Origin of the sequence: Staphylococcus pseudintermedius, from assembly GCF_034042775.1 — a bacterium.
In the GTDB taxonomy this organism is placed as follows: domain Bacteria; phylum Bacillota; class Bacilli; order Staphylococcales; family Staphylococcaceae; genus Staphylococcus; species Staphylococcus pseudintermedius.
Genome location: NZ_CP120150.1, coordinates 1672190 through 1698150, shown reverse-complemented (window position 1 = coordinate 1698150; position 25961 = coordinate 1672190). Strand labels below are relative to the sequence as shown.

Genomic DNA, 25961 nt, shown 5'->3' with positions numbered 1-25961 from the left:
CGTAGTAGCTGTCTGACTTCTCAATGCGCATGCTTTTGAGAAGTCTAGTCAGCCTTGCGGGGGCAGTACAACGAAATCTTAGTTACACATGAGATTTCTGTACTGCTCCCAAAATCCAATTCGGCCTCGAACAAGTATCTATTTTAATTAAGCCGAATTGAGTTGAAGGGCCAGCCCCTAGGAAAGCGCAGCGCGATTCAAACAGTCTAAGGTTGCAACGCCTACTGTCAACAAATGTTCATAACCACAATTAACGCTTTGAATTCACCAGTGCCAACGCTTTATTTCGATTACTAAAATGACTTTTACTCATTCCATCAAGCACCTCAAGCCCATACTTCTCAATCACCTTTGCCGCAGTCACATCCACCTTATGACTCGCCCCTTTCAAAATTTCCATACGGTAACGCTTCGACAACTGATCCATATGTTTCACAAACGCATACCGTGAAATGATACTCGCCGCCGCAATCGCCAAAGATTTCGACTCACCCTTCGTCTCAAATTGCGTTTTCTGACGTTCTGGAATCGCACCTAGCGCATAATGTTCATAAACCTCTTGTTTCGCAAACTGATCAATAACAATATAATCCACTTCAGTTGCATCCACTTTTTTCAATACATTTTTAATACATTCATTATGTAAAACAGCCTTCATTTTAACTTGTGACCAGCCTAGTTGTTTGCGTTCATTATATTTCGGGTTATCCAATACGAGTAAAGAATGAGGTAAAAATGTAACGAGTTGCTCAGCTAAGGCAACAATTTTTTTATCAGTTAAACGTTTGGAATCATCTACACCTAATTCTTTCAATATAGGAATATGCTGTGCAGAAACGTAACACGCACATACTGTTAATGGTCCGAAATAATCACCGCTACCTGCCTCATCACTGCCGATACAACTATGTGCATTGTAACGAATATACTGTGTCGATGTGACGGGTTTCTTTTTCGATTTCGACTTCGCAGGGGACTTCCTTTCAGAGTGGTCAATCAGTTTACGCCATAACGCTTCTGCATTTTTACCTTGAAACATGACTTTTTGTGAATTGTAAATACTGATCGTGACCCCTTCATATTTCGCCCGTGCGCGCATGCCAGTAGGGAGATCTTGCGTGTCGGGATGAAGGTGCTTTAAAAGTTGTTCAATTTCGTTTGCATTTAACTTTTTAACAATATTTGTCATCCAATACCCTCTCTTCTATTTTTACTTTAAAATGGTAACATAGAATCGATAAGACGGGAACAATGAATGATACACAAATAAGCCTAACTCGTGTATAATGTACCATGATCAAACAAAAAGATAATAAGGCTAGGTGAGTGAAATGGGTGAGTTTAAAAACCGAATCAATGTAACGATTAATGATCAAAACTATACGATTTTAGGGGAAGATGACCCTGAACGCATTCGTTATGTCGCTGACTTAGTCGATGGTAAAATTCGAGAGTTGGGACGTAGAAACGCAGGACTGGATTCTGTGCGCAAAGCTGTACTAACTGCGGTCAATGTGATGCATGAACTCGTGTTATTAGAAGAAGAGAATGCACTGTTACGAGAAGAAATTCAACGTTTAAAACATAGAGGACACTAATGTGTATCTACTATTTATTATCATTGTCTTACTGCTTTTTGCAATGACAGGATTTCATAGAGGTTGGAATGTCAGTGCGTTGCATTTGGGAAGTACATTTTTTTCTTTGTGGGTTGCAGCTCAATTTTATCAACCACTCAGTCATTATTTTAGGTTGTTTATTCCTTATCCACGAACTGTCGCATACGATACCCAATTTGCTATGGATATTGCGCAACCAGAAGTGCGATTCAATTATGTCATCGTATTCCTGTTGCTCGTGATGATTGTAAAAACGATGCTGTATTTTGTGATTGGCAGCTTTAATGGTGTGTTTGCATTGCAACGCCTCGGATGGTCCAGTAGAATTATAGGCGCATGTCTCGCTTGTTGTTCGGGCATCATTTTTATCCATTTTACTTGTTATGTCACAGCATTGTATCCGAATGAGATGATGCAATATGCACTTGCACAATCACAAGTGGCTCAATGGTTTATTAATGGCATTCCATTTTTATCAGAATTTACATTGAATTTGAAATAAAACAGACGAATGAGGCTGAGACGGATATGTGTTGTCACATGGTTTCACCCTCTTTTTTAATGAGGTGATGAGATGACTAAGAAAGATGTTATTCGTTTATTAGAAGAAATCGCGACTTATATGGAGTTAAAGGGAGAAAATGCGTTCAAAGTCTCTGCATATCGTAAAGCTGTCCAAAGTTTAGAAGCAGATGAACGCACAATGGATCAAATTGATGATGTAACAGAATTAAAAAATATTGGTAAAGGTGTAGGCGAAGTCATTAACACATTTTTAGAAACAGGTGACTCACCTACACTGAATGCTTTAAAAAAAGAAGTGCCAAGTGGATTAATTCCATTATTGAAAATTAAAGGGCTCGGCAGTAAACGGATTGCACGACTCTATCAAGAACTCAATATTACGGATAAAGATTCATTTCAAAAAGCGGCTGAAAACCATGAAATAAGTGCATTAGACGGCTTTGGTAAGAAGACTGAAGAAAAATATTTAGAAGCCATTCGTGAGTTAGGTGCGAAAAAAGATGCGTACCCAATCGACACGATGAAAGGATTAAACACGCTGATTACAAAACATCTACAGTCGATAGAAGCGATTGAACGTTTTGAAGTGGCAGGCAGTTTTCGTCGTAAGAAAGAAATGAGTAAAGATTTAGACTATATTATTAGTACAAATGATCCGCTTGAAGTTCAACAACAATTGTTAGCGATACCTGAAAAAGTGGAAGAGGTTGCTGTAGGAAAAACGAAAGTATCTCTGGAACTGGCTTTTGATGATGAAACAATTGGTGTGGACTTTCGCCTAATTGAACCTGCTGCATTCTATCATACGTTGCAACATTTTACAGGTTCTAAAGAGCATAATATTCGAATACGTCAAATTGCGAAACAAACGAACGAAAAAGTAAGTGAATACGGCATCGAACAACCGGATGGCTCTTTGTTACAATTCGATAGTGAAGCGGCGATTTATGAACATTTTGGTGTGAAATGGATGGCGCCAAGTATGCGCGAAGATGGTACAGAATTTGATAAAGATTTATCAGAAATTGTCACACTCGATGATATTAATGGGGATATTCATATGCATACGACTGCGAGTGATGGTGCGTTTTCATTAAGAGAAATGGTAGAAGCAAATATCGAAAAAGGCTACCAATTCATGTGTATTACAGACCATTCACAAAGCTTACGTGTGGCGAATGGTTTGTCTGTGGACCGTTTATTGAAACAAAATGAAGAGATTAAAAAATTAAACCAAGCGTACCCAGAAATTGATATTTATTCAGGTACGGAAATGGATATTTTGCCTGATGGTCGATTAGATTACGATGATGAAGTGCTCGCTCAACTCGATTATGTCATTGCGGCGATTCATCAAAGTTTCAATCAATCGGAAGAAGAGATTATGAAGCGATTAGAAGCCGCATGTCGCAATCCTTATGTACGTCATATTGCACATCCGACTGGTCGAATTATTGGGCGTCGTGATGGTTATGCGCCGAATATGACGAAGTTGATTGAGCTCTGTCGCGAAACAGGGACCGTGCTTGAAATCAATGCGAACCCGAAACGTTTAGATTTAAGTGCGGAAGTGTTACGACAAAATCCAGGTTTGAAAGTAACGATTAATACAGATGCGCACCATGTCGACCATCTCAACTTTATGAATTATGGTATCGCTACAGCACAAAAAGGCTTCGTCAAAAAAGAGGACGTGGTGAATGCGATGTCTCGACAAGCATTTAAACAATTTATTACGCAACCCAAATCTGTTGAATAGAAATTGAGGGATTGGATGAAACAAAAAACGTTAGAAATATTGGAATTTAATAAAGTGAAGTCATTGATTGAGCAAGAGGTCATCAGTGATTTAGCGATTGAAAAAGTAAAACAATTAGCGCCATCGTCTGATTATGAGACGGTCGTCCATCAAATGGATGAAGTGGACGAAATTTCACGAATCTATAATCAATACCGTTTGCCAAGTATGAGCGGTTTGTCACGCGTGCAACCGTATATTAAGCGTTCGCAAATTGGTGGGACATTGAATGTGCAAGAACTGAATGCGATTAAAACGTTAATTCAAGTTCAAAACCAGTTTAAAACATTTTATAACCAACTTGTTGAAGATGAAGAAACGGTCAATTATGAGATTTTAGATGGGCAGATGCAGCAATTACCTGTATTAACGCATTTATACCAATCGATTCATCAAAAATGTGATACGCAAGACTTATTCGATTCTGCAAGTATGGAGTTACAGGCGATTCGGAGTCGGATTGCTAAAACGAATCAACGTGTTCGTGCACAATTAGATCGTATGGTGAAGTCGACAAGTAATCAGAAAAAGTTATCCGATGCCATTGTGACAGTGAGAAATGAGCGCAATGTAATTCCTGTACGTGCAGAATATCGCCAAGATTTTAACGGGATTGTGCATGATCAATCTGCTTCAGGTCAAACACTTTATATCGAACCTTCTGCAGTCGTCGAGTTGAACAATCAAATTAGTCGTTTACGCAGTGAGGAAGCAACGGAAGTTCAACGCATACTTGCTGAGTTAACGGCCGAAGTAGCAGAAGAAGCAGAAGCATGTTTGATTTCTGAACAAGTGATGGGGCATTTAGATTTTCTGATTGGTAAAGCGCGTTATGCTGCTAAAATTAAAGGGACGAAGCCGACATTTGCAGTAGAGCGCCAAGTGTATTTACCGAAAGCATTTCACCCGTTGTTGGACCGAGACACAGTTGTAGCGAATACGATTGAATTTGAGTCTTCTATTCAAACTGTTATTATTACCGGTCCGAATACAGGTGGTAAAACAGTCACATTAAAAACATTAGGCTTAATTATTCTAATGGCACAGTCTGGTTTGTTAATTCCAACACTAGATGGCAGCCAGTTGAGCGTGTTTGACAACGTCTTTTGTGACATTGGCGATGAACAGTCGATTGAACAATCATTGTCTACATTTTCGTCTCATATGAAAACGATTGTAAATATTTTAGAAGAAGCCAATGATAAGAGCTTGATTTTATTTGATGAGCTTGGTGCTGGGACTGATCCAAGTGAAGGTGCGGCCCTTGCGATGAGCATTTTAGATCACGTGCACGGTATGGGCGCGCTTGTTATGGCCACGACGCACTATCCTGAATTGAAAGCATACAGTTACAATCGTGAAGGTGTCATGAATGCAAGTGTGGAATTTGATGTGGATACGTTAAGCCCGACTTACAAGCTTTTAATGGGTGTGCCAGGACGTTCAAATGCGTTTGATATTTCGAAACGTTTAGGTCTCGGCTTGAAAATCATTAATCATGCGAAATCTATGATCGGTCAAGATGAACAAGAAATTAATGAAATGATTGCGTCACTCGAAAAAAATGCGAAACGTGTGGATGATCAGCGTATTGAACTTGATCGACTGGTCCGTGAAGCTTCACAAATTCATAACGACTTATCACGTGCATATGAACAATATCAAAACATGGAATCCCGTTTAATTGAAGAAGCAAAAGATAAGGCGAATCAGCGTGTCAAAGCAGCGATGGAAGAAGCGGATGATATTTTGAAATCATTACGTGATATGCGCGATCAAAAAGGTGCAGAAGTGAAAGAACATGAGCTCATTGATCAACGTAAACGCCTAGAAGATCAATATGAAGCGAAATCCATTAAACAAAATGTGCAAAAGCAAAAATGGGATGAAATTAAAGCAGGCGACGAAGTCAAGGTGCTTTCTTACGGTCAAAAAGGAGAAGTGCTTGAAGTATTGAGTGATGAAGAAGCGGTCGTTCAAATGGGCATTATTAAAATGAAATTACCATTAAGTGACCTTGAGAAAAAAGAAAAGGCTAAAGAGCAACCGAAAAAAGTGGTCACACGTACGAATCGTTCTACTGTAAAAATGGAACTGGATTTAAGAGGCTATCGTTATGATGAAGCGATGGTGGCACTTGATCAGTATCTCGATCAAGCTGTGCTCAGTAATTATGAAGATGTTTACATTATTCATGGTAAAGGGACGGGAGCATTACAAAAAGGCGTGCAACAACATTTGAAACGTCATAAAAGTGTGGCTACGTACAGAGGTGGCATGCCAAGTGAAGGTGGATTTGGTGTTACAGTCGCAACATTGAAATAATTGAGCAATGATAATGAAATCATGCATACAATTTGTTATAATTTTAACATCAAACGATATTTAAGGAGGAAACTTCCTATGGCAATAATAGAAGTGAAAGATTCCAATTTTGACGAACAAATTCAATCAGGTGTTAAGTTAGTAGACTTTTGGGCAACTTGGTGTGGCCCATGTAAAATGATTGCACCTGTATTAGAAGACTTAGCAGTTGACTACGAAGGTAAAGCTGACATTTTAAAATTAGATGTTGACCAAAACCAAGCAACAGCAGCAAAATTTGAAGTAATGAGTATTCCAACATTAATCGTATTTAAAGACGGTCAACCCGTGGACAAAGTTGTTGGATTCCAACCAAAAGAAAACTTAGCACAAGTATTAGATAAACACGTATAATCTCATATTCACTTTTATAAAAATAAATGAATTTAAATAGTTAGAGTATCAAATTACAGTTATTTTATTAAATGTAAAGCGCAGTCGGTGATAAGTGACTCCGCGTGCTTGTTAAATATGAAGTGAATCACCGTTGCGGGAGTGAAACAGTCATTGAAGTATTGCGATGATGTTCGTTTCACTCCTTTTCGTTGTTTATAATGATGATGGTGTTATTTGAAAATGAGCTTGTTTAAGGTAGGAGATGTAAAGAAGGTGAATGATGCATGGAGGAGACCCAAAGTCGAATTAAACAAAAGTTAGGTGTGTTACCAATGGAGCCGGGCTGCTATTTAATGAAAGACCGGCAAAACCAAGTCATCTATGTTGGCAAAGCGAAAAAGCTACGCAATCGTGTGCGTTCTTATTTTACAGGCGCACATGATACAAAGACGACACGTTTAGTTCGAGAGATTGTTGATTTTGAATATATCGTCACTTCAAGTGAAACGGAATCATTGTTGCTTGAGCTGAATTTAATTAAAAAATATCAACCGCGCTATAATATTTTACTTAAAGATGACAAAAGTTATCCGTTTATAAAAATCACGAAAGAACGTCATCCAAAATTGATTGTGACGCGAACAGTGCGTAAAGGAAGCGGAAAATATTTTGGTCCTTATCCGAATGCCTACTCTGCACATGAAACGAAAAAGTTATTAGATCGGATTTATCCATTTCGAAAATGTGATAAAATGCCGGACCGTTTATGCTTGTATTATCATATTGGGCAATGTTTAGGACCATGTGTTTATCCCGTTCAGCAAGAAGAATATGGACGCATGACGAAAGAAATTACTGATTTTTTGAATGGTGAAGACAAAACGATTTTAAAAAATTTAGAAGAAAAAATGATTAAGGCGAGTGAAAATCTAGAGTTTGAACAAGCGAAAGAGTATCGCGATTTAATTCAACACGTGAATAATTTGACGAAAAAACAAAAAATTATGTCTGTCGATCAAACGGTGCGAGATGTATTTGGTTATCACGTCGATAAAGGTTGGATGTGTATTCAAGTATTCTTTATTCGACAAGGGAATTTGATTGAACGTGAAGCAACAATGTTTCCGTTACAACAAACGCCTGAAGAAGAGTTTTATACTTTTATCGGACAATTTTATCAGCTAAATCAACATTTTCTACCTAAAGAAGTGCATATTCCGAAACAGCTAGATGTAGAAATGGTGCATACTGTTGTGGATACAAACATCGTCACACCGCAACGTGGACAGAAAAAGCAATTGGTCGATATGGCCAATAAAAATGCACGTATATCATTAGAGAATAAATTTGAACTGATTGCGCGTGATGAATCCCGTACGGTAAAAGCAATTGAACAACTTGCTGATGCGATGGGAATACAGATACCGATTCGTATTGAAGCCTTCGATAACTCCAATATCCAAGGTGTGGATCCGGTTTCAGCAATGGTTAGCTTTGTGGACGGGAAACCAGATAAAAAAGGGTATCGTAAATATAAGATTAAATCTGTTGAAGGACCAGATGATTATAAATCAATGCAAGAAGCCGTACGTCGCCGGTACACACGTGTGTTGAATGAAGGGTTACCGTTGCCAGACTTAATCATTGTTGACGGTGGGAAAGGTCATATGTCGAGTGTGGCAGATGTCCTTGAAAATGAACTTGGTCTAGACATTCCAATTGCAGGACTTGCAAAAAATGATAAACACCAAACTTCAGAATTGTTATATGGAGAAACTGCGCAAGTCGTCCCATTAAAGAAAAATAGTCAAGCGTTCTATTTATTACAACGCATTCAAGATGAAGTGCACCGATTCGCGATTACTTTTCATCGTCAAACACGACAAAAGACGGGATTGCGTTCGATTTTAGATCAAGTTGAAGGCATCGGGCCAAAGCGGAAAACAAAATTATTGCGTACATTTGGTTCAATAAAAAAAATGCGTGAAGCATCTGTAGAGTCACTACAAGGAGCGGGATTGCCGAAAAAAACGGCGGAGGTCCTTTTTAAAGCATTACAAGAGGAAGGCTAGATAAATTTGGTATGAGAATCATTCTCATACCCAAATTTGTCACAATTAATGTTACAATAATAGAGAGTTGATTTCTTTTTTTTATATGATATGCAAACGTTTTCTCGATAGTCAATTACAAAAAGAAATCAAAAAAATTAATAGTATCGCAGGGGGGACTTCCTTTGGCACATTCAAAGAACCAATTCTACCTTAGACGTTTACATTCTTTACTTGGTGTCATTCCGTTAGGTGGCTTTTTACTCGTTCACTTATTGGTTAACCATCAAGCAACTCAAGGGGTGGAAGCATTTAATAAGGCGGCAAGCATGATGGAGTCGCTACCATTTTTATATGCTTTAGAGATTATCATGATTTATATTCCAATTTTGTATCATGCAGTCTATGGCGTACATATCGCGTTTACAGCGAGCCACAACATCGGGCATCATTCGTATATGCGAAATTGGATGTTCTTGTTTCAACGTATTTCGGGCATTTTAACGTTTATTTTCGTAATGATTCACATGTGGCAAACACGTATTCAAAAGTTTTTTGGTCAAGAAGTGAACTACGATATGGTACATGATATCGTATCGAATCCGATTTGGTTAGTGTTCTACATCATATGTATCATTGCGGTCGTATTCCATTTCTCTAATGGTTTATGGTCATTTTTAGTAACTTGGGGCATTTTGCAATCACCAAAATCACAAAAGGTATTCACTTGGGTATCCCTTGTCATCTTCCTTGTGATTTCTTATATCGGTGTAAGTGCAATTTTAGCTTTCGTATAAACGTTTAATCATTTCAGGGGAGTGACAATTCTATGGCAGAGAAGAAAATTATTGTTGTCGGAGGCGGTCTTGCCGGTTTAATGTCAACAATTAAAGCAGCGGAGCAAGGGGCACATGTTGATTTGTTCTCAATTGTTCCAGTAAAACGCTCTCACTCAGTATGTGCACAGGGCGGTATTAACGGAGCGGTAAATACAAAAGGTGAAGGTGACTCTCCGTGGGTTCATTTTGATGACACTGTTTACGGTGGGGACTTCTTAGCGGATCAACCGCCTGTTAAAGCAATGACTGAAGCAGCACCACAAATCATCCATTTATTAGACCGCATGGGTGTCATGTTTAACCGTACAGCTGAAGGACTTATCGATTTCCGTCGTTTCGGTGGAACATTACATCACAGAACTGCATTCGCTGGTGCGACAACAGGTCAACAATTATTATATGCATTAGATGAACAAGTGCGTAGTTATGAAGTGGATGGACTTGTGACCAAATATGAAGGATGGGAATTTTTAGGTATCGTTAAAGATGATGAAAATGCGGCGCGTGGTATTGTTGCGCAAAACATCACAACTTCTGAAATTCAATCTTTCGGTTCTGATGCAGTGATTATGGCAACTGGTGGTCCAGGTATTATTTTTGGTAAAACGACAAACTCTATGATCAATACAGGATCAGCTGCGTCTATCGTATATCAACAAGGGGTAAAATACGGTAACGGTGAGTTTATCCAAATTCACCCAACAGCAATTCCTGGTGACGATAAATTACGTTTAATGAGTGAATCAGCACGTGGTGAAGGTGGCCGTATTTGGACGTATAAAGACGGTAAGCCTTGGTATTTCTTAGAAGAGAAGTATCCTGATTATGGTAACCTCGTTCCTCGTGATATTGCGACACGAGAAATTTTCGATGTTTGTGTGAATCAAAAGCTCGGTATTAACGGTGAAAACATGGTATACCTTGACTTATCACACAAAGATCCACATGAATTAGATGTAAAATTAGGGGGTATCATCGAAATTTACGAAAAATTCACAGGTGACGATCCACGTAAAGTACCAATGAAAATCTTCCCAGCAGTACACTACTCAATGGGTGGTCTTTATGTAGATTATGATCAAATGACGAACATTGATGGTTTATTTGCGGCAGGGGAATGTGATTTCTCACAACATGGGGGTAACCGTTTAGGTGCCAACTCATTATTATCAGCTATTTATGGTGGTACTGTTGCAGGACCTAATGCTGTGAAATATGTAGAAAACATTGAAAAATCTTACGTTGACATGGATGATAGCATGTATCAAAAACGTGTGGATGAAGAACAAGCACGTTTTGACAAGTTGTTAAACATGAAAGGTTCTGAAAATGCATATAAATTGCATCGTGAACTTGGTGAAATTATGACTGCGAATGTGACGGTTGTTCGTCATAATGACAAATTGTTAGAAACTGACAAGAAAATTGTTGAATTGATGAAACGTTACCAAGATATTGATATGGAAGATACATCGCAATGGAGTAACCAAGCTGTATTCTTCACACGTCAATTGTGGAACATGCTTGTGTTGGCGCGCGTAATCACAATCGGTGCTTATAATCGTAATGAATCTCGTGGTGCGCACTATAAGCCGGAATTCCCAGAAAGAAATGACGATGAGTGGTTAAAACACACATTAGCTGAATATAAAGGGCCAGATGCACCACCAGCATTTACGTACAAACCTGTTGATGTCAGCTTAATCCCACCTCGTAAACGTGACTACACAAGTAAGTCAAAAGGGGGTAAAAAATAATGGCAGAAACACAAGAGAAACAACAAACATCACAACAAGTTCAAAATAGCACTTCAAATAAAACAATTAAGTTAATTATTAAACGACAAAAGGATCAAAATTCATCACCATATGAAGAATCTTTTGAAATTCCTTATCGTGAAAATATGAATGTCATCGCAGCATTAATGGAAATTCGTCGTAACCCAATCAATACAAAAGGTGAAAAAACAACACCGGTAACATGGGATATGAACTGTTTAGAAGAGGTCTGTGGTGCATGTTCAATGGTCATTAATGGTAAAGCCCGTCAATCATGTTCAGCGATTATCGATCAATTAGAACAACCGATTCGTCTTGAACCGATGACGACATTCCCAGTCATTCGCGACTTACAAGTAGATCGTACGCGTATGTTTGACAACTTGAAACGTATGAAAGCATGGGTGCCGATTGATGGTACGTATGACTTAGGTCCTGGTCCACGTATGCCAGAAAAAAAACGTCAAACAGCTTACGAATTATCAAAATGTATGACATGTGGGGTATGTTTAGAAGTATGTCCAAACGTCACAAAAACCAATAGTTTCGTCGGTGCTCAAGCCATTTCTCAAGTGCGTTTGTTTAACTTACATCCGACTGGTGCAATGACAAAAGACGAACGTTTAGATGCGTTAATGGATCAAGGTGGTTTACAAGCTTGTGGTAACTCACAAAATTGTGTGCAAGCTTGTCCGAAAGGTATTCCGTTGACAACTTCTATTGCAGCGATGAACCGTGAAACATCATTCCATATGTTCAAATCATTCTTTGGTTCCGATCATGAAGTAGAATAAGTATATTAAAATGGCGCATGTTCTTAATAGAGCATGCGTTATTTTTATGAAAAAAGTCAATTTCGTATGCAAGTGTGTAAAAGAAGAGTCAATCATATATCAATATATATCCTATTATGAGTGTAATGAATATCAATAAATATTTAAAATGGTATCTTTCAGTGTAGTTTTACGGAATGTCAGATTGTTCAACTTCATATTAGATGTGATAAAATAAAAAGCAATAATGAACACGAATAGGATGAAAGAGATGGATAGACCAATTGGAGTTATGGATTCAGGGGTCGGGGGACTCACAGTAGCAAAAGAAATTATGAGACAACTCCCCAATGAAACCATTTATTATTTAGGGGATGTCGCTCGTTGCCCATACGGTCCTCGAGATCAAGAGGAAGTTAAAAAATTTACAATCGAAATGGCCAATTATTTAGTACAGTATGATATAAAAATGCTTGTCATCGCATGTAATACGGCAACAGCTGTTGCATTGGAGCCCTTACAAGAACAGTTGAAAATTCCAGTTATCGGCGTTATTGAACCCGGTGCGAGAACAGCAATTATGACGACTAAAAATCAAAATGTCCTCGTACTTGGTACAGAAGGAACGATTAAATCAGAAGCTTATCGTACGCATATTAAAAAAATTAACCCGCATGTCGATGTATACGGTGTGGCATGTCCAGGGTTTGTACCATTAGTAGAAGAGATGAAGTACAAAGACCCGACGATTACAAATATCGTAATTCACCAAACATTGAAAAGTTGGCGTCAAACAGAAGCAGATACGGTCATTTTAGGATGTACACATTATCCGTTACTCTATCAACCGATATTTGATTACTTTGGAAAGACGAAAACCGTTATTTCATCAGGGTTAGAAACAGCGAGAGAGGTCAGTGCACTCCTTACATTTAGTCATGAACATGCGCACTACACGCCTCAGCCAAAACATCGCTTTTTTGCGAACGGTGAAGTACGTCATATGACTTATATTATTCAAGAGTGGCTCAAAATAGACGCTGAAGTTGAAAGAATTCAGCTAGGATAGGAGAGGTAGATATGGCAGATATCGTCATTGCATCATCAAATCAAGGGAAAATTAATGATTTTAAAGTCATTTTTTCTGAAGACAATGTCATTGGAATCAACGAGATGATTGAAGATTTTGATGTTGAAGAAACAGGCACGACATTTGAAGAAAATGCCCGCTTGAAATCAGAGGCAGCCGCAAAGTTACTGAATGCAACGGTGATTGCTGATGATAGTGGCTTAGAAGTTGCTGCATTGAACGGCGAACCCGGCGTCTATTCAGCACGTTATGCAGGGGTACAAAAAAGTGACGAAGCGAATATTGAAAAAGTGCTTAAAGGATTAGAAAATGAAGAGAACCGTGCAGCCCGTTTTGTATGTGTGATTAGTATGACGACAGCAACTGGAGAAACAACAACGTTTAAAGGCACGGTTGAAGGAGAAATCACGTTAAGTCAAATTGGTGAGAATGGTTTTGGATATGATCCGATTTTCTTAATTCCTGAACGCCAAAAAACAATGGCCCAACTGACTGCCGAAGAAAAATCAGAAATCAGTCATCGTCGTAAAGCCATTGACCAATTAAAAGCATATATTGAGGGTGAGGGAAAATGAAAAAGCTTATCGTCCTGAGTGACAATCATTCAGAAACAGGTATTTTATATGATGTGTACCAACAACATGAAGACGCAGATGCATTTTTTCATTTAGGTGATTCAGAATTTAAATATGATGACACAGAGTTAAGTCTATTTCAACGTGTGAAAGGGAATATGGACTTTTATCCTGAATTTCCTGACAATCAAGTCACATCGGTTGGTAGTCATCGTATATTTTTCGCGCATGGACACCTCTATGGCGTTAACAGTTCACGTCAACAACTTGCACAAGCCGCAATTGCACATGAAGCAGTCATTGCCTTGTATGGTCACACGCATGTCGCAAAATATGAACAAATTCATGGTGTACATGTGATCAATCCGGGAAGTATTTCACAATCACGGAGCGACATTGAAGAAACGTATGCTGAAATTATACTAGAGGGTACAGACAGTTTTGTGAATTTCCGCAATCGTCACCATGACATCATCGATAAAGTGACATTTCAAATAGAGGAATAAATTATTGAGCAGTACAGTTTTGGGATTCAGACCTATCACTGTATTGCTTTTTAATTGATGAAAACAAAGCCACCCTACTAACGATTCATATGAAATGAAACGTAGTAGGGTGACGTTAGAGGTGAGAATCGGAATGAAGATATGTATCTCCATTAGTATGATTCAGCCTCAAACTCAGTCAAACGATGTCTTATTTGTTACCGAATAAACCTTTCAAGAATTCGATAACTTTTTTGATTAAGTCGATGATAAACATGTCGATTCACCTCCTAATGTTTGATTAATGTCATTATAAATCACGTAAGGCATTAATTTTTGAAAAGTCCTCAAGTTGTTTAAATTCATTCGCAACTGTTTAAATAATAAAAAGTACAGACAGTTGTGCATGCCGAAATGTCCGAAAAATGAAAGGCTTCCGTTTATTTTAGTGTTGCTACCATGATGAAGACGTTGAATATCAATAAGGATTCGAAAAATTTTCGGAAAGTGGATGATTAAATGGCTTCAATGATCCTTTTAGTGGATTTAATTTTAAAAGTCGCAATATCGAGAAAATAGAGACGTGTTAAGATTTTATTTTCTTCTTACCATTACTGACACGCCTATCAACTGATTTCTTTGATGATGCATAAAGTTCTTCATCAATTTACTGTGTCCGTTTCTTAGTCTAGCATCAATTAACCTCATTTTTCTGAACTTCTCTCGATGTAAGATGTAATCAAATGCTCAACCATGTTCGACATACTTCTGTTTTCTTTTTTAGCGAGTTCCTTCAACTTGTCTCAATTATCTTTTGAAACTATAACGCTAATTCTTGTGTTAGTATCCTTTATCATTTTTATGACCTCACAAATAACGTAGCACAGTGACTACACTTTTAAAAAAATAGAAATTAGTGCTTATATAGTACATCGTACCGCAAGTGGGTGATGTGGCAGTATATAGAGACGGTATTTATAAACAATACGGCCGGTACTGTTTACAATGGTGGTAATACGAATCAGTTTTTAATTTTAGAGCAAAATTTTGATGGCAATGCAAACATGACCGCAACATTAAGATGAACAATTACTATGGAGGTACGCATTTTATCCGCCCTCATTACAAAAGCGAGAATACCACTTCTAAAATCGCTAATAAAATCACTCCACCATCACATAGTGCTGCAAGTAACTCAGCTAGTAAGATTACCAGTGGAAGTAGAGCGCCTTATCACCTCAAATGGTCAAAAGGTGCTTATTTTAATGCGAAAGTGGATGGTCTAGGTGCTACATCAGCAACGCGATACGGTGACAGCCGTGCTACTTATCAATTTAATGTAGGACAAGCTGAATATGTAACAGGTACTTTAATTTATGTATTTGAGATGATTGACGGTTGGTGTCGCATCTATTGGAATAATCATAATGAATGGATCTGGCATGAAAGACTAATCGTTAAAGAAGTTTTTTAATTGTAAGTTGGGACTATCCCTATATGGATTGCCTTTTTTGTGTGTTAGGAAATGACTTTTTAGTTTCTTAATGCTATACATATTTCGGAGATAAATCATGGGACATTAAATTATTTAATTATTATTTCAAGTGAACCCATGGCAATAAATTACTTGTAATAAGATTGAACTATTTTATGGTTACGAAGGAGATGTTATTAAAACTTGGAAGTAAAATTAAAACTAAGGGTTTTTAAATTCGTAACTAAGAAAAACATTTGGAACATTGTTAGCGAGTGCAGCTTTATTAATGGAGATGAGTCCATTAGCAAATCCTAAAGCAAGCAATGTGAACAGTCAGACTTTTAAAACAGCCAATGATAGTACGGAAGCCATATATGTAAGTGCCGATGGAGTTAAAATAAATAAAAATTCTGACTTGGCTATTAACCCAAAAGCGCAAAATCGAATTGGGGCTACAAAGATTGTTAAGACCGCTATTAAATTAATCATTAACAATAAAAGCAATGCGGTTGCAGTAGTAGAAAAGTAGGTGGAAAAAAGCGGTTAATGCTTTTAATAAAGCATACACTCCTTTAGTAAAAGAGTTAAAGCATTTGTTGAAATGGAGTGAAGTCCCTGCTAATGCAGTTAGAGATGCTGCTATTAGAGCGGGTCGTGCAGCTGGTTTATCTGAGTCACAAGTCCATACTTTAGGAGTGACTTTAAAGGAAGCTATATCTTGGTTATTTTAATATGTTTAGGAGGTTTATATGTTAAAGGAAAAAGGTTTTGTACGTTCACTTAATAAGTTAGCTTCAAGTTCCGCAAATGCACTCATCATGGTAAAGAACATTTTTCCCATCGCATCTTTGGTCGATACGTTCATATCAATAATATGTAAATCGATGTTATTTTCGTCCAACCATTGAGAAAGTTCGATGAGTTGTTTCGTTGTACGACCAAGACGATCGAGTTTGTAAATAACCAACACATCGCCTTCACGTAAATAATCTAAACATTTATCAAGTTCCGTTCTTTTTGTTTTACATCCACTTGCTTTCTCACTAAAGATACGTTCACAACCATATTCTTCAAGTGTATCTATTTGTCCGTCTAAACTTTGATCTTGTGTTGATACACGTGCATAACCAATTTTAGCCATTTGAATACCACCTCTTTTAATAGTTTTATAGGTACTTACTAATGAAATCTGGTTCTCGATGCAAATAAACATGACTCTCATCGTCTAAAAACTCGTATTTTTTGATATTTATGACACATTGATTATAACACAAGTTTAGAAACTAAAGTATGTAAGAAAAACCTCCTAATTCTGTAGTAGGAGGTTTTGTCTCAAAAACGATGATTTACAAGAAAATAATTGGAATATTGTCCAAAGTAATGGTAATTCAGGTGAAGCAGATTTCGCTGATGACACCGTTATATTTTCTTCTTCTAATATTTTATCAATAACAACAGCTTATCAATATACATTAAATGAAGAAGAAACAGAAATAACATTTACACTTAATAAACCTAGTTATACTGGAAATAAATCAGAAGAAGTAGTTATGAAATATACTATTGAGAAAAAAGATAATGAATATTTACTTATTTTAATTAGTGATAGTTCAGAATATTTTGAAAAGGGGTTTACAATTATATTAATCCCTCAAGAATTAGAAAGTACAAGTTAAAAACAATAATAAAAAGAAAACGGCTAGCATTGCGACTGCTAGCCGTTTAGAGAATAAGCTTAAGATGAATGAGCATTTGAGCTATAAAAAGGAATTAAATGCTAACAAAAATTATATGAAAGAGTAAATAGTCAATAATAAAAATAATTAGGTCATGAGTATATGTCCTAGTTATTTATATATATCTATCTGTTTAAGCCTAAATATTATTCGCTATATTTATTAGATAAGATTGATATAGGTCAAGTTTATATTTCTTAAAAACGAATACACTATGGTTAAACTAAAGTGTAGGAGAGGTTTATATGCAACAGACTATTTTGAAACATAAAAATCATATTACTGTTATTAGTGGTTTACTTATTATTATAGGTTTTATTGCACATTTTATCTTTAGCAATATGGTTATCTTTAATAGTGCTTTTATAATTGCTTCTATATTGGGTGTTATACCAATCGCAATACAGGCTTATCAGGCTATGAAAGTAAAAGTAGTGAGTATTGATGTTTTAGTAACTATAGCGGTTATTGGTGCTTTCTTTATTCAAAATTACGAAGAGTCAGCTATTGTTACTTTCTTATTTTTATTTGGATCATATTTAGAACAGCGTACACTTAAGCAAACACGGTCTGCTATTAAAGAGTTGACGGAAATGGCTCCAGAGACTGCTTTTAAGCAATTGTACGACGGACAATTTGAAGAAGTAGATATTGATGAAGTAGAGGAAGGAGATATTCTCATAGTAAAAACTGGGGCTAAGATTCCAGTAGATGGTAGGGTAACTACTGGAAAAGGACATGTAAATGAGGCTAATATCACCGGTGAATCTTTACCTCTAAAGAAAGAGAAAGGTGATGAAGTATTTGCCGGTACCATTATGGATAATGGGACTATTCAAATAGTTGCTGATAGAATTGGGGAAGATTCTACATTTGGTCGAATTATTGAGTTAGTAGAAGAAGCACAAGATTCTAAATCGGAAGCTGAACGATTTATTGACCAGTTCTCTCGTTGGTATACACCTGTAGTACTTATCATTGGGCTATTAGTTTGGGTATTAACTAAAGATACAGCACTTGCAGTTACTGTATTAGTACTTGGTTGCCCAGGGGCCTTGGTCATTGGTGTACCTGTTTCAAATGTCGCGGGTATAGGAAATGGTGCAAAGAATGGTATTTTGTTTAAAGGTTCTGAAGTGATTAGTCATTTTGCGAATGTAGATACAGTCCTATTTGATAAAACAGGTACCTTAACTGAAGGAAAGCCTGAAGTTAGCGAATTCGTTTACTATGGAAATAATCAAGAGGAGGATTTATCTTTATTATACTCGATTGAAAGGGAATCTGACCATCCCTTAGCTGTCGCTATTACAAATAAATTAGCGCAATATAAACTAAGACCTGTAGAGAGTACACAGGTTATAAAAGGTGGGGGTATAATTGCTCACGTTGACGGACACATTGTTGCAGTAGGGAATAAAACCTTAATGGAACAAGAAAGTATTCCACTATCTAATGATGTTCTTAAAGAATTAGATAAATTAGAAAGAGCCGGTAGTTCAATTGTATTAACGGCAGTTGATCGTCAGTTAATCATTTTAATGGGAATCCGTGACCAAGTTCGACCAAGCGTTAAACAAGACCTACAAAAATTAAAATCACTTGGTGTTAAAAATCTCATTGTATTATCAGGGGATAATCAAGGTACAGTTAATTTAGTTAAAAAGGAGATAGGATTAACCGAGGCCCAAGGCGATATGCTACCAGAGGAGAAGCAAGCATTTTTAAAAGAAAGACAGTCTACTGGTGAAATTGTTGCTTTTATTGGTGATGGTGTGAATGATAGCCCTTCTCTAGCTATTGCAGAAGTAGGGATAGCTATGGGAAATGGGACAGATGTGGCTATTGAAAGTTCAGATATTGTTCTAATGAATTCCAATTTTAATCGTCTCCCCCATGCTTTAGGTTTAGCTAAAGGGACATACGCGAATATGCAACAAAATATTCTCATTGCTGTTGGTGTGGTGATAATATTATTGGGTAGTTTAATATTTAGTGAATGGATGTCTATGTCAATTGGTATGTTAGTTCATGAGGCAAGTATTTTGGTCGTTATTTTAAATGCAATGAGATTAAGAAGTTATCAATTAAGATAATTGATCCGTGTCAATTATTTTTAAAAAAATACCTTGTATAATTTATTTAAAGGAGTGATAGATATGACTAAAGCAACATTAAAATTAGAAACATTAACTTGTCCATCATGTTTACAAAAAATTGAAAGTGGTTTAAAACAGACTGCTGGTGTAGAAAAAGATTCTGTAAAAGTGCTGTTCAATGCAAGTAAGGTAAAAGTGGATTTTGATGAAGAACAAGTCAATTTGAATACAATTGAAAAAGCTATTGAAAACTTAGGATATTCCGTTATTAATTCAAAAGTAAAGGAAGGTGTATAAAATGACAACAGTAAATGAAAGACAAGAAAAATTAGCTGCTGAACAAGCCTATAAAGAACACATTCATCATACTAAGATTAATGCAGCAGCTGTTACAGATCATGTACTGGCTAATATTCATACCTTTCATGTAAAATTACACCAATATCATTGGTATGTAAAAGACACAAATTTTTATTCATTGCATGAGGTATTTGAAAAACTATATAATGAAAATGAAACATGGTTTGATAAAATTGCAGAACGTTTACTAGCTTCAGGATTTAAGCCAGCATCAACAACTACCGAATTCCAAAAATTCACAACGATTTCTGAAGATCTGTCTGAAAAATATTATTCTGCTGAGGAAATGGTCTTACAGTTAGTAGAGGATTTTAGATCTAACCGTGAATTTACCATTCGTGCAATGCGTTTAGCCCAAGAAGAAGCAGATGATGCGTTAGAGGATTTACTAATTAGTTATAAAGATTATTTAGATGTAAATATTTGGCAACTTCAAGCCTTTGTTAACAAGGATGCGCTAGAAGACGATGACTATATAGATAATGATTAATTAGGAGGAAAGTTGTATGGCACACCATCATCACCATAGTCATGTAGATTGTATACGTTTAGTTCCGATTTTTAACCACCTAAATGAAGAACAAATGAGTTTAATTGCACAATCAGCGCATGAAGTACATTATGAAAAGAATGCGTTGTTATTTGGAAGTGGTGATAAAGATGACACACTATATATCGTAAATAATGGGCGTGTACGTATTTATAACTTAAATGAATCCGGTCGTGAACAAACTGTACGCATACTAAATCCTGGTGATTTTATGGGAGAAGTGGCTATTTTTCAAACTGAAAGTTACCATTCTAATTATGCTGAAGCAATATCAGAAGTAAGTATATGTAGAATTCATAAAAAGGATATGAATGACTATTTAGATGCTTACCCAGAAATTATGAGAAGAATCCTATCAGACGTTACGAAACGTTTACAGGTATCAGAAAAGCAAACGATGCAGGTTGGTATGGAGCAAGTAGAGTCTCGTATTATTGATTTTCTATCAGAATACGTTGAGAATGAAGAAAATCATACTTATGTGACCTTACCAATGTCAAAGAAGGATCTAGCTTCTTATTTGGGTACAACTCCTGAAACAATAAGTCGAAAGTTTTCAGCATTGGAAGAAAAAGGTTTAATTAAACAACATACGCATAAATATATTGAGATATTTGATTTAGATGAATTATTATTTTCATCAAGTTAAAGTGCCGAAAAAACCGTAAGAGGATAATACTCTCACGGTTTTTTGGGTATACAAAAAGGCGGTTCTGTTGCAAAGTAAAAAAATATAGCTAACCACTAATTTATCATGTCAGTGTTCGCTTAACTTGCTAGCATGATGCTAATTTCGTGACATGGCGAAAATCCGTAGATCTGAAGAGACCTGCGGTTCTTTTTATATAGAGCGTAAATACATTCAATACCTTTTAAAGTATTCTTTGCTGTATTGATACTTTGATACCTTGTCTTTCTTACTTTAATATGACGGTGATCTTGCTCAATGAGGTTATTCAGATATTTCGATGTACAATGACAGTCAGGTTTAAGTTTAAAAGCTTTAATTACTTTAGCCATTGCTACCTTCGTTGAAGGTGCCTGATCTGTAATTACCTTTTGAGGTTTACCAAATTGTTTAATGAGACGTTTGATAAACGCATATGCTGAATGATTATCTCGTTGCTTACGCAACCAAATATCTAATGTATGTCCCTCTGCATCAATGGCACGATATAAATAACTCCATTTTCCTTTTATTTTGATGTACGTCTCATCAATACGCCATTTGTAATAAGCTTTTTTATGTTTTTTCTTCCAAATTTGATATAAAATTGGGGCATATTCTTGAACCCAACGGTAGACCGTTGAATGATGAACGTTTACACCACGTTCCCTTAATATTTCAGATATATCACGATAACTCAATGCATATCTTAGATAGTAGCCAACGGCTACAGTGATAACATCCTTGTTAAATTGTTTATATCTGAAATAGTTCATACAGAAGACTCTTTTTTGTTAAAATTATACTATAAATTCAACTTTGCAACAGAACCATAATTTTTATATGCCTATTGGTAAAATTACTGACAAGGATGGTAAATTGTTGAAAGAAAAAGCCTTGTGGGGCAAGTTAGAAGTTAAGTAATAAGTTAAAAAGTTCATACTATATTATATTAAGGGCGGTCATTGCGACTGCCCTGTTTTTTTGTGCTATAATACATATAGATTACCGGTAACCAATCCGGCTTTATTTACCGCCCCTGTGCTAGTTGAGGGTGGTGTTTTTTGTGAGTGATATATTATCTATAAGCTAACTGAAAGAAAAGTTTCCTCTATGTGTCGTAATTTGTTACATTGGGCAAGTGAAGAAAGCAACCACTTTGATAAATAAGTAAATTTCTAATTTAGGATTTCAGCATTGATCAACTTGTTGGTTTAGCAATGTGGTTAAAGAAGTATGTGACGCCATCTCTTAACACAAAGTAAGTTTTAAGTTTAGTAGGATTGTAAAAAAATAGTAAATAAAATTTACAACTCTAACTTTTTTTTCTATAATCAAAGTAACGTTAAGAATTAGGAGGAAGGAAGTGAATGATGTGATTTATAAAATTTTTAAGAAAAATAATCAATTTGGAGTTTTTACTTTTAATGAAAATGAAAATTCTTATTTAGAATTCATAAAAACGTTCACTTCCAAAGGTTATAGTCAGTTTATTGTAACCACTGATATAATGATAAACTTAATGCAATTTGTAAGAAATAACAAAGGTATTGTTAAAAATATTAATATTGAAGAAGATTTTTATGATTCAGATACATTAAATGTTTTTAATGGACTTCCATTCAAAATGAGAGAAGATAAGAAATTTAGCATCAAGCAATTTATGCAAGGTTATGATGTTGAAAATTCAATTGATATTCTAAATATAGATGTAAAGTATAAGGACAAATACTTTTCAATTAGATCAAATGGTGTAATTTTTACTGATAATGAAGGGGATGAAGATATCCAATTAATAAATAGATTATTTACTGGAGCATTCAATGAATAAAACTAAAGAATTCATTAAAAATTCATGGCCACTGCTAGTGAATACCTTAATTGGTATTATTATAGTGGTGCTAATCTCATGTTTTAATTTTTCTGTATCCAAAGCTATATTTAAAATTAATAGCTTATCTGATGCTATTGCTATAGATTTTGCCATTTTTATCCCTTTATTTTCATTTGTTATTATCATTCTAATAGGTATTATATGCGATATTTTTGTTAATACTATTAATATTGAGGTTGGTGCTGAAAACTTAAAAGATTTGGAAGTCAAGTTATCTCCTCCATCATTAGAGGGTTTACCAACTGCGATTATGGTTAGTATTAAAGCTAAAAAGCAAGAAAAAAAAGATAAACTTATTGAAATAAAATGTCCTTTTTGGTTGAGTTTTCAATCTCCTCAAAACCAAAGAATTATTATTGAAAATAATGATGCTTATTTTATTAATTTAAAGTATCTGAGCTTTTCTAAAGAAAAGGATTGTTATACTGCAACTATTAAGTGTTATGTTATAAATAATAATGTTGGAGACCAAAATACTAATAGTTTTCAATTTGAAAAAAATAGCAATGACAATTTTATAAAAAAACTGTATTTTCTTAATTATAAATCAATTTCATTTACACAGTTAGACAATTAAAAAGGGGAATTTAAAATGAAAAATATTAGTAGCTATTCTAAATTTACAGATAAAACTGATAAGTCTTTTGAAGATATAATTAAACATTTAGATTCGGAAGTAGGAGAAACTTTTGAAGAAGTTCATAACGAAAGACTAAATACTATATTTGAAGAATATACTGAGTTAGATAAAATAACTATTTCAGGAAATACTTATAGTTATAAAGTCTATAAGTACTTTAATGAATCAATTAATAAAGGGTTTGAAAACGATTCTAACAGAGAAGCAAGGGTCTCCAGTACTGAAGCTATTTTAATTGTTCTAACAAATGGAAGCATTAATCAATTTGTTATTAGTAAAAGTAATAGTGATAGCAAAGGTAAGTCTATAATAAGAAAGTTAATGAAATATGAGGATAAAGGTGAAATTGAGAATAACCAAGTATCATTATTAAGTAATAAAGATTTCTATTTATGGTTATTTTACGTGGTTTTAAATGATGAAAACGATAATGAAAAATTAAGTGTTCAATCTATAGAAGCATACAGTGGTAATACATATATAGATAAGTTAACAAATGTATCAGGTACTGGTAGTAAAGTAATGAATTTACTAAGTACACTAACGTTTCTATTTGAAATTAAAGATATTAATAAAGTTAAGGTGAAAATTAAGTTTGAAGATCATTTGTTTGTAACTGAATTTTTTGATAATGGAACGTCTAATAATTTGAAAATTGATATCAATCAGTATAAAGGAAATTATGATGAGTTAGAGCCGGGGAATTTTGTTGCACATGTTGTAATGAAGGTTATGTTTGAGGTTTTGCCACTATTAAGTTCAATATATACTAATGCTGAGTGGGATAAGGATGAATTTAATAAAAGTATAGGACAAGAAGTTATTAGTAGAATAAACAATGAGTTGATAAACTATGAAGTGTCCGATGACGATTCTAGTTTTAACAACGAAAGCGATATAGATGATTAGCACATGGAAAAGTTGAATATCAAACTTCAAACGCCACTTTGGAGTGATGTTTTATATGTTGAGAAGAATTCTGTGCTGCAATAGCTTTTTCGATTAAGGTGTTTTATGAAGAAAGAGGCCTCTTATGTTTGAGATATGTATTTGGAGTGGCATAATTTGGAAGGTAAAAACTAATAATAACTGCAATGAAAAACGATATATGTTGATTTAATAGGGTTTTTGGCATATATTTAAGTCAATTCATACTAATACAAAATGTCAGGTATGATCTCACACGTTGCAGGCAGTGAATAAGTATTTGAATGCTTAAGTAATTACCCACCACACCCTAGCGGTGTGGTATTTTTTATGGAAAAACCCCGCCTGCAATAGGTGGGGTGTAATAATAAGGACTCGGGTCCCTAAAAAGTCCCTAAAAATTCGTTTTATATGGTGTGTTATTGATAGGCAAAATAAAAAGAACCCCGCCGTTATGGGATTCTTAATTTTAAAAAGTGCTTAAATTTCATTAATTAGCGTCCTGGGAGGGATTCGAACCCCCGACCGATGGCTTAGAAGGCCATTGCTCTATCCAGCTGAGCTACCAGGACATTTTCAACACAAGGATAATTATAGCGAATTGGTCGTTATAAATCAACATAAGCTTAAGAAAAAAATTAAACATTTAACACCTAATACAAAAAATTACAACAAATAGATAGTAAAATTTAAATTATCACTAAAAAATGAACAATGCTTTTCACTATACCTTTAAAATATTTTAGGTTAGTTTTCAATTTTTTGATAAGACTTTAATCCATAGTATGACAGTTATGGCCCTTATCATACACTTTGTTTCTTTTATCTAACTAAAAGGTATATAGTAATAAAGTAAGTGATATGAAAGGGATAGGGACTATGACAAAATTATATCCATATATTGCGTTTGAAAATACCAAAGAAGCGTTAGAATATTATGAGGAAGTTTTCGGAGCCACTGAGATTAATCGTTTACCAGTAACAAAAGAACAAGCAGGTCATTTTGGACTGTCACAAGAGGATGCAACTGATGCGACGATGCATGCGGAATTCACTATTGCTTCAACGCAATTGTTTGCGTCTGATTCATTTGGTAAAGCGGCGTCAATTAACGGTGCGATTTCACTCATGTTAGACTATGATGTGAATGTTGGGGAAGATGCTCAAGAAATTGAAGCGCTGTATGACCGCGTAAAAGATCATAACAGTATTACAGTCGAAATGCCTTTAGCAGAACAGTTCTGGGGCGGGAAAATGGGTGTATTTACAGATCGATACGGTATTCGTTGGATGATTCACGGTCAAGATACAACGGCACAATAATTCAAAGTAGTCGCATAGGGCAGTGCGCTATCATTGAGATATTGTCCGGTGCATA

General features: G+C 35.6%; 28 protein-coding genes, 1 tRNA gene and 2 pseudogenes. 25 read left to right on the top strand and 6 right to left on the bottom strand.

The window, feature by feature from the left end; translation table 11 throughout:
- Window positions 1-250 precede the first annotated feature (250 nt).
- The gene (rnhC, locus tag P3U61_RS08035) at window positions 251-1189 is read right to left on the bottom strand and encodes a ribonuclease HIII (protein WP_014614209.1); all 939 of its coding nucleotides are present in this window, start codon (window positions 1187-1189) and stop codon (window positions 251-253) included.
- Window positions 1190-1331: 142 nt separating this feature from the next.
- Between rnhC and zapA the strand changes: the two genes are divergently transcribed.
- From zapA to P3U61_RS07975, 12 genes are all read left to right on the top strand, one after another.
- Window positions 1332-1598 (top strand): cell division protein ZapA, encoded by a 267-nt coding sequence (gene zapA / locus P3U61_RS08030; RefSeq protein WP_019166359.1) that lies wholly within the window; start codon window positions 1332-1334, stop codon window positions 1596-1598.
- Window position 1599: 1 nt separating this feature from the next.
- Window positions 1600-2121 carry a CvpA family protein gene (locus P3U61_RS08025; protein ID WP_037543270.1) on the top strand — a complete coding sequence of 174 codons (522 nt, stop codon included), beginning with the start codon at window positions 1600-1602 and terminating at the stop codon, window positions 2119-2121.
- A 72-nt stretch (window positions 2122-2193) separates the two neighbouring features.
- Entirely contained in the window at window positions 2194-3903 is a 1710-nt protein-coding gene (gene polX, locus P3U61_RS08020; protein WP_014614206.1) for a DNA polymerase/3'-5' exonuclease PolX, read from the top strand.
- A 15-nt stretch (window positions 3904-3918) separates the two neighbouring features.
- Window positions 3919-6267 carry an endonuclease MutS2 gene (locus P3U61_RS08015; protein ID WP_015728972.1) on the top strand — a complete coding sequence of 783 codons (2349 nt, stop codon included), beginning with the start codon at window positions 3919-3921 and terminating at the stop codon, window positions 6265-6267.
- A gap of 78 nt (window positions 6268-6345) precedes the next feature.
- Complete coding sequence (gene trxA / locus P3U61_RS08010; RefSeq protein ID WP_014614204.1) at window positions 6346-6660, top strand: thioredoxin; 315 nt, start codon at window positions 6346-6348, stop codon at window positions 6658-6660.
- Between the two features lie 266 nt (window positions 6661-6926).
- Window positions 6927-8714, top strand: coding sequence for an excinuclease ABC subunit UvrC (gene uvrC, locus P3U61_RS08005; protein WP_063284580.1), 1788 nt, complete (start codon window positions 6927-6929; stop codon window positions 8712-8714).
- Between the two features lie 164 nt (window positions 8715-8878).
- Entirely contained in the window at window positions 8879-9490 is a 612-nt protein-coding gene (locus P3U61_RS08000; RefSeq protein WP_014614202.1) for a succinate dehydrogenase cytochrome b558 subunit, read from the top strand.
- A 32-nt stretch (window positions 9491-9522) separates the two neighbouring features.
- Window positions 9523-11289 carry a succinate dehydrogenase flavoprotein subunit gene (gene sdhA, locus P3U61_RS07995; RefSeq protein WP_014614201.1) on the top strand — a complete coding sequence of 589 codons (1767 nt, stop codon included), beginning with the start codon at window positions 9523-9525 and terminating at the stop codon, window positions 11287-11289.
- Window positions 11289-12104 (top strand): succinate dehydrogenase iron-sulfur subunit, encoded by an 816-nt coding sequence (gene sdhB, locus P3U61_RS07990; RefSeq protein WP_014614200.1) that lies wholly within the window; start codon window positions 11289-11291, stop codon window positions 12102-12104. The genes sdhA and sdhB overlap by 1 nt, the downstream gene beginning before the upstream one ends.
- 250 nt (window positions 12105-12354) lie before the next feature.
- Window positions 12355-13152 carry a glutamate racemase gene (racE, locus tag P3U61_RS07985; RefSeq protein ID WP_014614199.1) on the top strand — a complete coding sequence of 266 codons (798 nt, stop codon included), beginning with the start codon at window positions 12355-12357 and terminating at the stop codon, window positions 13150-13152.
- A gap of 11 nt (window positions 13153-13163) precedes the next feature.
- A complete protein-coding gene (locus P3U61_RS07980) occupies window positions 13164-13748 on the top strand; it encodes an XTP/dITP diphosphatase (protein WP_063284581.1) in 585 nt (194 codons plus the stop codon).
- Window positions 13745-14254, top strand: a complete 510-nt coding sequence (locus P3U61_RS07975; RefSeq protein ID WP_063284582.1) for a YfcE family phosphodiesterase — start codon at window positions 13745-13747, stop codon at window positions 14252-14254. Before P3U61_RS07980 ends, P3U61_RS07975 begins: the two co-directional genes overlap by 4 nt.
- Window positions 14255-14444: 190 nt before the next feature.
- Here P3U61_RS07975 and P3U61_RS12295 read toward each other — a convergent pair whose 3' ends face one another.
- Both P3U61_RS12295 and P3U61_RS12290 read right to left on the bottom strand, forming a co-directional pair.
- Window positions 14445-14510 (bottom strand): epsilon family phenol-soluble modulin, encoded by a 66-nt coding sequence (locus tag P3U61_RS12295; protein ID WP_095658924.1) that lies wholly within the window; start codon window positions 14508-14510, stop codon window positions 14445-14447.
- A 427-nt stretch (window positions 14511-14937) separates the two neighbouring features.
- A complete protein-coding gene (locus tag P3U61_RS12290; protein WP_127505332.1) occupies window positions 14938-14997 on the bottom strand; it encodes a hypothetical protein in 60 nt (19 codons plus the stop codon).
- Window positions 14998-15167: 170 nt separating this feature from the next.
- On the opposite strand from P3U61_RS12290, the pseudogene P3U61_RS07970 reads away from it, so the two are divergent.
- From P3U61_RS07970 to P3U61_RS07960, 3 genes and pseudogenes are all read left to right on the top strand, one after another.
- Window positions 15168-15707, top strand: a pseudogene (locus tag P3U61_RS07970) (CHAP domain-containing protein); the annotation flags it as partial.
- Window positions 15708-15972: 265 nt separating this feature from the next.
- Window positions 15973-16239 (top strand): hypothetical protein, encoded by a 267-nt coding sequence (locus tag P3U61_RS07965; protein ID WP_153019462.1) that lies wholly within the window; start codon window positions 15973-15975, stop codon window positions 16237-16239.
- A 64-nt stretch (window positions 16240-16303) separates the two neighbouring features.
- Window positions 16304-16441 carry a hypothetical protein gene (locus P3U61_RS07960; protein WP_233508767.1) on the top strand — a complete coding sequence of 46 codons (138 nt, stop codon included), beginning with the start codon at window positions 16304-16306 and terminating at the stop codon, window positions 16439-16441.
- Window positions 16442-16476: 35 nt separating this feature from the next.
- Here P3U61_RS07960 and P3U61_RS07955 read toward each other — a convergent pair.
- Window positions 16477-16851: pseudogene (locus P3U61_RS07955) on the bottom strand (recombinase family protein); the annotation flags it as partial.
- 409 nt (window positions 16852-17260) lie between these two features.
- Between P3U61_RS07955 and P3U61_RS07950 the strand changes: the two are divergent.
- From P3U61_RS07950 to P3U61_RS07930, 5 genes are all read left to right on the top strand, one after another.
- Window positions 17261-17386: a hypothetical protein gene (locus tag P3U61_RS07950; RefSeq protein ID WP_257784252.1), complete on the top strand. Its 126-nt coding sequence runs from the start codon at window positions 17261-17263 to the stop codon at window positions 17384-17386.
- Between the two features lie 305 nt (window positions 17387-17691).
- Window positions 17692-19542 (top strand): heavy metal translocating P-type ATPase, encoded by a 1851-nt coding sequence (locus tag P3U61_RS07945; RefSeq protein WP_063284583.1) that lies wholly within the window; start codon window positions 17692-17694, stop codon window positions 19540-19542.
- 63 nt (window positions 19543-19605) lie between these two features.
- Window positions 19606-19842: a heavy-metal-associated domain-containing protein gene (locus P3U61_RS07940; RefSeq protein ID WP_015728977.1), complete on the top strand. Its 237-nt coding sequence runs from the start codon at window positions 19606-19608 to the stop codon at window positions 19840-19842.
- A 1-nt stretch (window position 19843) separates the two neighbouring features.
- Complete coding sequence (locus tag P3U61_RS07935; RefSeq protein WP_063284584.1) at window positions 19844-20395, top strand: Dps family protein; 552 nt, start codon at window positions 19844-19846, stop codon at window positions 20393-20395.
- A 16-nt stretch (window positions 20396-20411) separates the two neighbouring features.
- Window positions 20412-21104 (top strand): Crp/Fnr family transcriptional regulator, encoded by a 693-nt coding sequence (locus tag P3U61_RS07930; protein WP_011867731.1) that lies wholly within the window; start codon window positions 20412-20414, stop codon window positions 21102-21104.
- Between the two features lie 119 nt (window positions 21105-21223).
- On the opposite strand, the gene P3U61_RS07925 is transcribed toward P3U61_RS07930, so the two are convergent.
- On the bottom strand, window positions 21224-21898 hold the full coding sequence (locus tag P3U61_RS07925) for an IS6-like element IS257 family transposase (RefSeq protein WP_001105987.1): 675 nt from the start codon (window positions 21896-21898) through the stop codon (window positions 21224-21226).
- Between the two features lie 67 nt (window positions 21899-21965).
- Here P3U61_RS07925 and P3U61_RS12370 point away from each other — a divergent pair, with 67 nt between their 5' ends.
- From P3U61_RS12370 to P3U61_RS07910, 4 genes are all read left to right on the top strand, one after another.
- The gene (locus tag P3U61_RS12370; protein WP_457810270.1) at window positions 21966-22046 is read left to right on the top strand and encodes a hypothetical protein; all 81 of its coding nucleotides are present in this window, start codon (window positions 21966-21968) and stop codon (window positions 22044-22046) included.
- A gap of 442 nt (window positions 22047-22488) precedes the next feature.
- Entirely contained in the window at window positions 22489-22953 is a 465-nt protein-coding gene (locus P3U61_RS07920; RefSeq protein WP_063284585.1) for a hypothetical protein, read from the top strand.
- Window positions 22946-23593: a hypothetical protein gene (locus P3U61_RS07915; RefSeq protein WP_063284586.1), complete on the top strand. Its 648-nt coding sequence runs from the start codon at window positions 22946-22948 to the stop codon at window positions 23591-23593. The genes P3U61_RS07920 and P3U61_RS07915 overlap by 8 nt, the downstream gene beginning before the upstream one ends.
- 15 nt (window positions 23594-23608) lie before the next feature.
- A complete protein-coding gene (locus P3U61_RS07910) occupies window positions 23609-24565 on the top strand; it encodes a hypothetical protein (RefSeq protein WP_063284587.1) in 957 nt (318 codons plus the stop codon).
- Window positions 24566-25081: 516 nt separating this feature from the next.
- Here the strand turns inward: P3U61_RS07910 and P3U61_RS07905 are convergent.
- Window positions 25082-25155 (bottom strand) — tRNA-Arg (locus tag P3U61_RS07905).
- A 307-nt stretch (window positions 25156-25462) separates the two neighbouring features.
- Here P3U61_RS07905 and P3U61_RS07900 point away from each other — a divergent pair.
- Window positions 25463-25906: a VOC family protein gene (locus P3U61_RS07900; RefSeq protein ID WP_014614193.1), complete on the top strand. Its 444-nt coding sequence runs from the start codon at window positions 25463-25465 to the stop codon at window positions 25904-25906.
- Window positions 25907-25961 lie beyond the last annotated feature (55 nt).

Coding starts and splice junctions, on each gene's coding strand:
- uvrC (WP_063284580.1), top strand. CDS start 6,927: ATGGAGGAGACCCAAAGTCGAATTAAACAAAAGTTAGGTGTGTTACCA.
- P3U61_RS07935 (WP_063284584.1), top strand. CDS start 19,844: ATGACAACAGTAAATGAAAGACAAGAAAAATTAGCTGCTGAACAAGCC.
- P3U61_RS08015 (WP_015728972.1), top strand. CDS start 3,919: ATGAAACAAAAAACGTTAGAAATATTGGAATTTAATAAAGTGAAGTCA.
- rnhC (WP_014614209.1), bottom strand. CDS start 1,189: ATGACAAATATTGTTAAAAAGTTAAATGCAAACGAAATTGAACAACTT.
- P3U61_RS07910 (WP_063284587.1), top strand. CDS start 23,609: ATGAAAAATATTAGTAGCTATTCTAAATTTACAGATAAAACTGATAAG.
- sdhA (WP_014614201.1), top strand. CDS start 9,523: ATGGCAGAGAAGAAAATTATTGTTGTCGGAGGCGGTCTTGCCGGTTTA.
- P3U61_RS07975 (WP_063284582.1), top strand. CDS start 13,745: ATGAAAAAGCTTATCGTCCTGAGTGACAATCATTCAGAAACAGGTATT.
- P3U61_RS07930 (WP_011867731.1), top strand. CDS start 20,412: ATGGCACACCATCATCACCATAGTCATGTAGATTGTATACGTTTAGTT.
- P3U61_RS07925 (WP_001105987.1), bottom strand. CDS start 21,898: ATGAACTATTTCAGATATAAACAATTTAACAAGGATGTTATCACTGTA.
- zapA (WP_019166359.1), top strand. CDS start 1,332: ATGGGTGAGTTTAAAAACCGAATCAATGTAACGATTAATGATCAAAAC.
- trxA (WP_014614204.1), top strand. CDS start 6,346: ATGGCAATAATAGAAGTGAAAGATTCCAATTTTGACGAACAAATTCAA.
- P3U61_RS07940 (WP_015728977.1), top strand. CDS start 19,606: ATGACTAAAGCAACATTAAAATTAGAAACATTAACTTGTCCATCATGT.
- P3U61_RS12370 (WP_457810270.1), top strand. CDS start 21,966: ATGCCTATTGGTAAAATTACTGACAAGGATGGTAAATTGTTGAAAGAA.
- P3U61_RS07950 (WP_257784252.1), top strand. CDS start 17,261: ATGAAATATACTATTGAGAAAAAAGATAATGAATATTTACTTATTTTA.
- racE (WP_014614199.1), top strand. CDS start 12,355: ATGGATAGACCAATTGGAGTTATGGATTCAGGGGTCGGGGGACTCACA.
- P3U61_RS07900 (WP_014614193.1), top strand. CDS start 25,463: ATGACAAAATTATATCCATATATTGCGTTTGAAAATACCAAAGAAGCG.
- P3U61_RS07980 (WP_063284581.1), top strand. CDS start 13,164: ATGGCAGATATCGTCATTGCATCATCAAATCAAGGGAAAATTAATGAT.
- polX (WP_014614206.1), top strand. CDS start 2,194: ATGACTAAGAAAGATGTTATTCGTTTATTAGAAGAAATCGCGACTTAT.
- P3U61_RS07915 (WP_063284586.1), top strand. CDS start 22,946: ATGAATAAAACTAAAGAATTCATTAAAAATTCATGGCCACTGCTAGTG.
- P3U61_RS07945 (WP_063284583.1), top strand. CDS start 17,692: ATGCAACAGACTATTTTGAAACATAAAAATCATATTACTGTTATTAGT.
- sdhB (WP_014614200.1), top strand. CDS start 11,289: ATGGCAGAAACACAAGAGAAACAACAAACATCACAACAAGTTCAAAAT.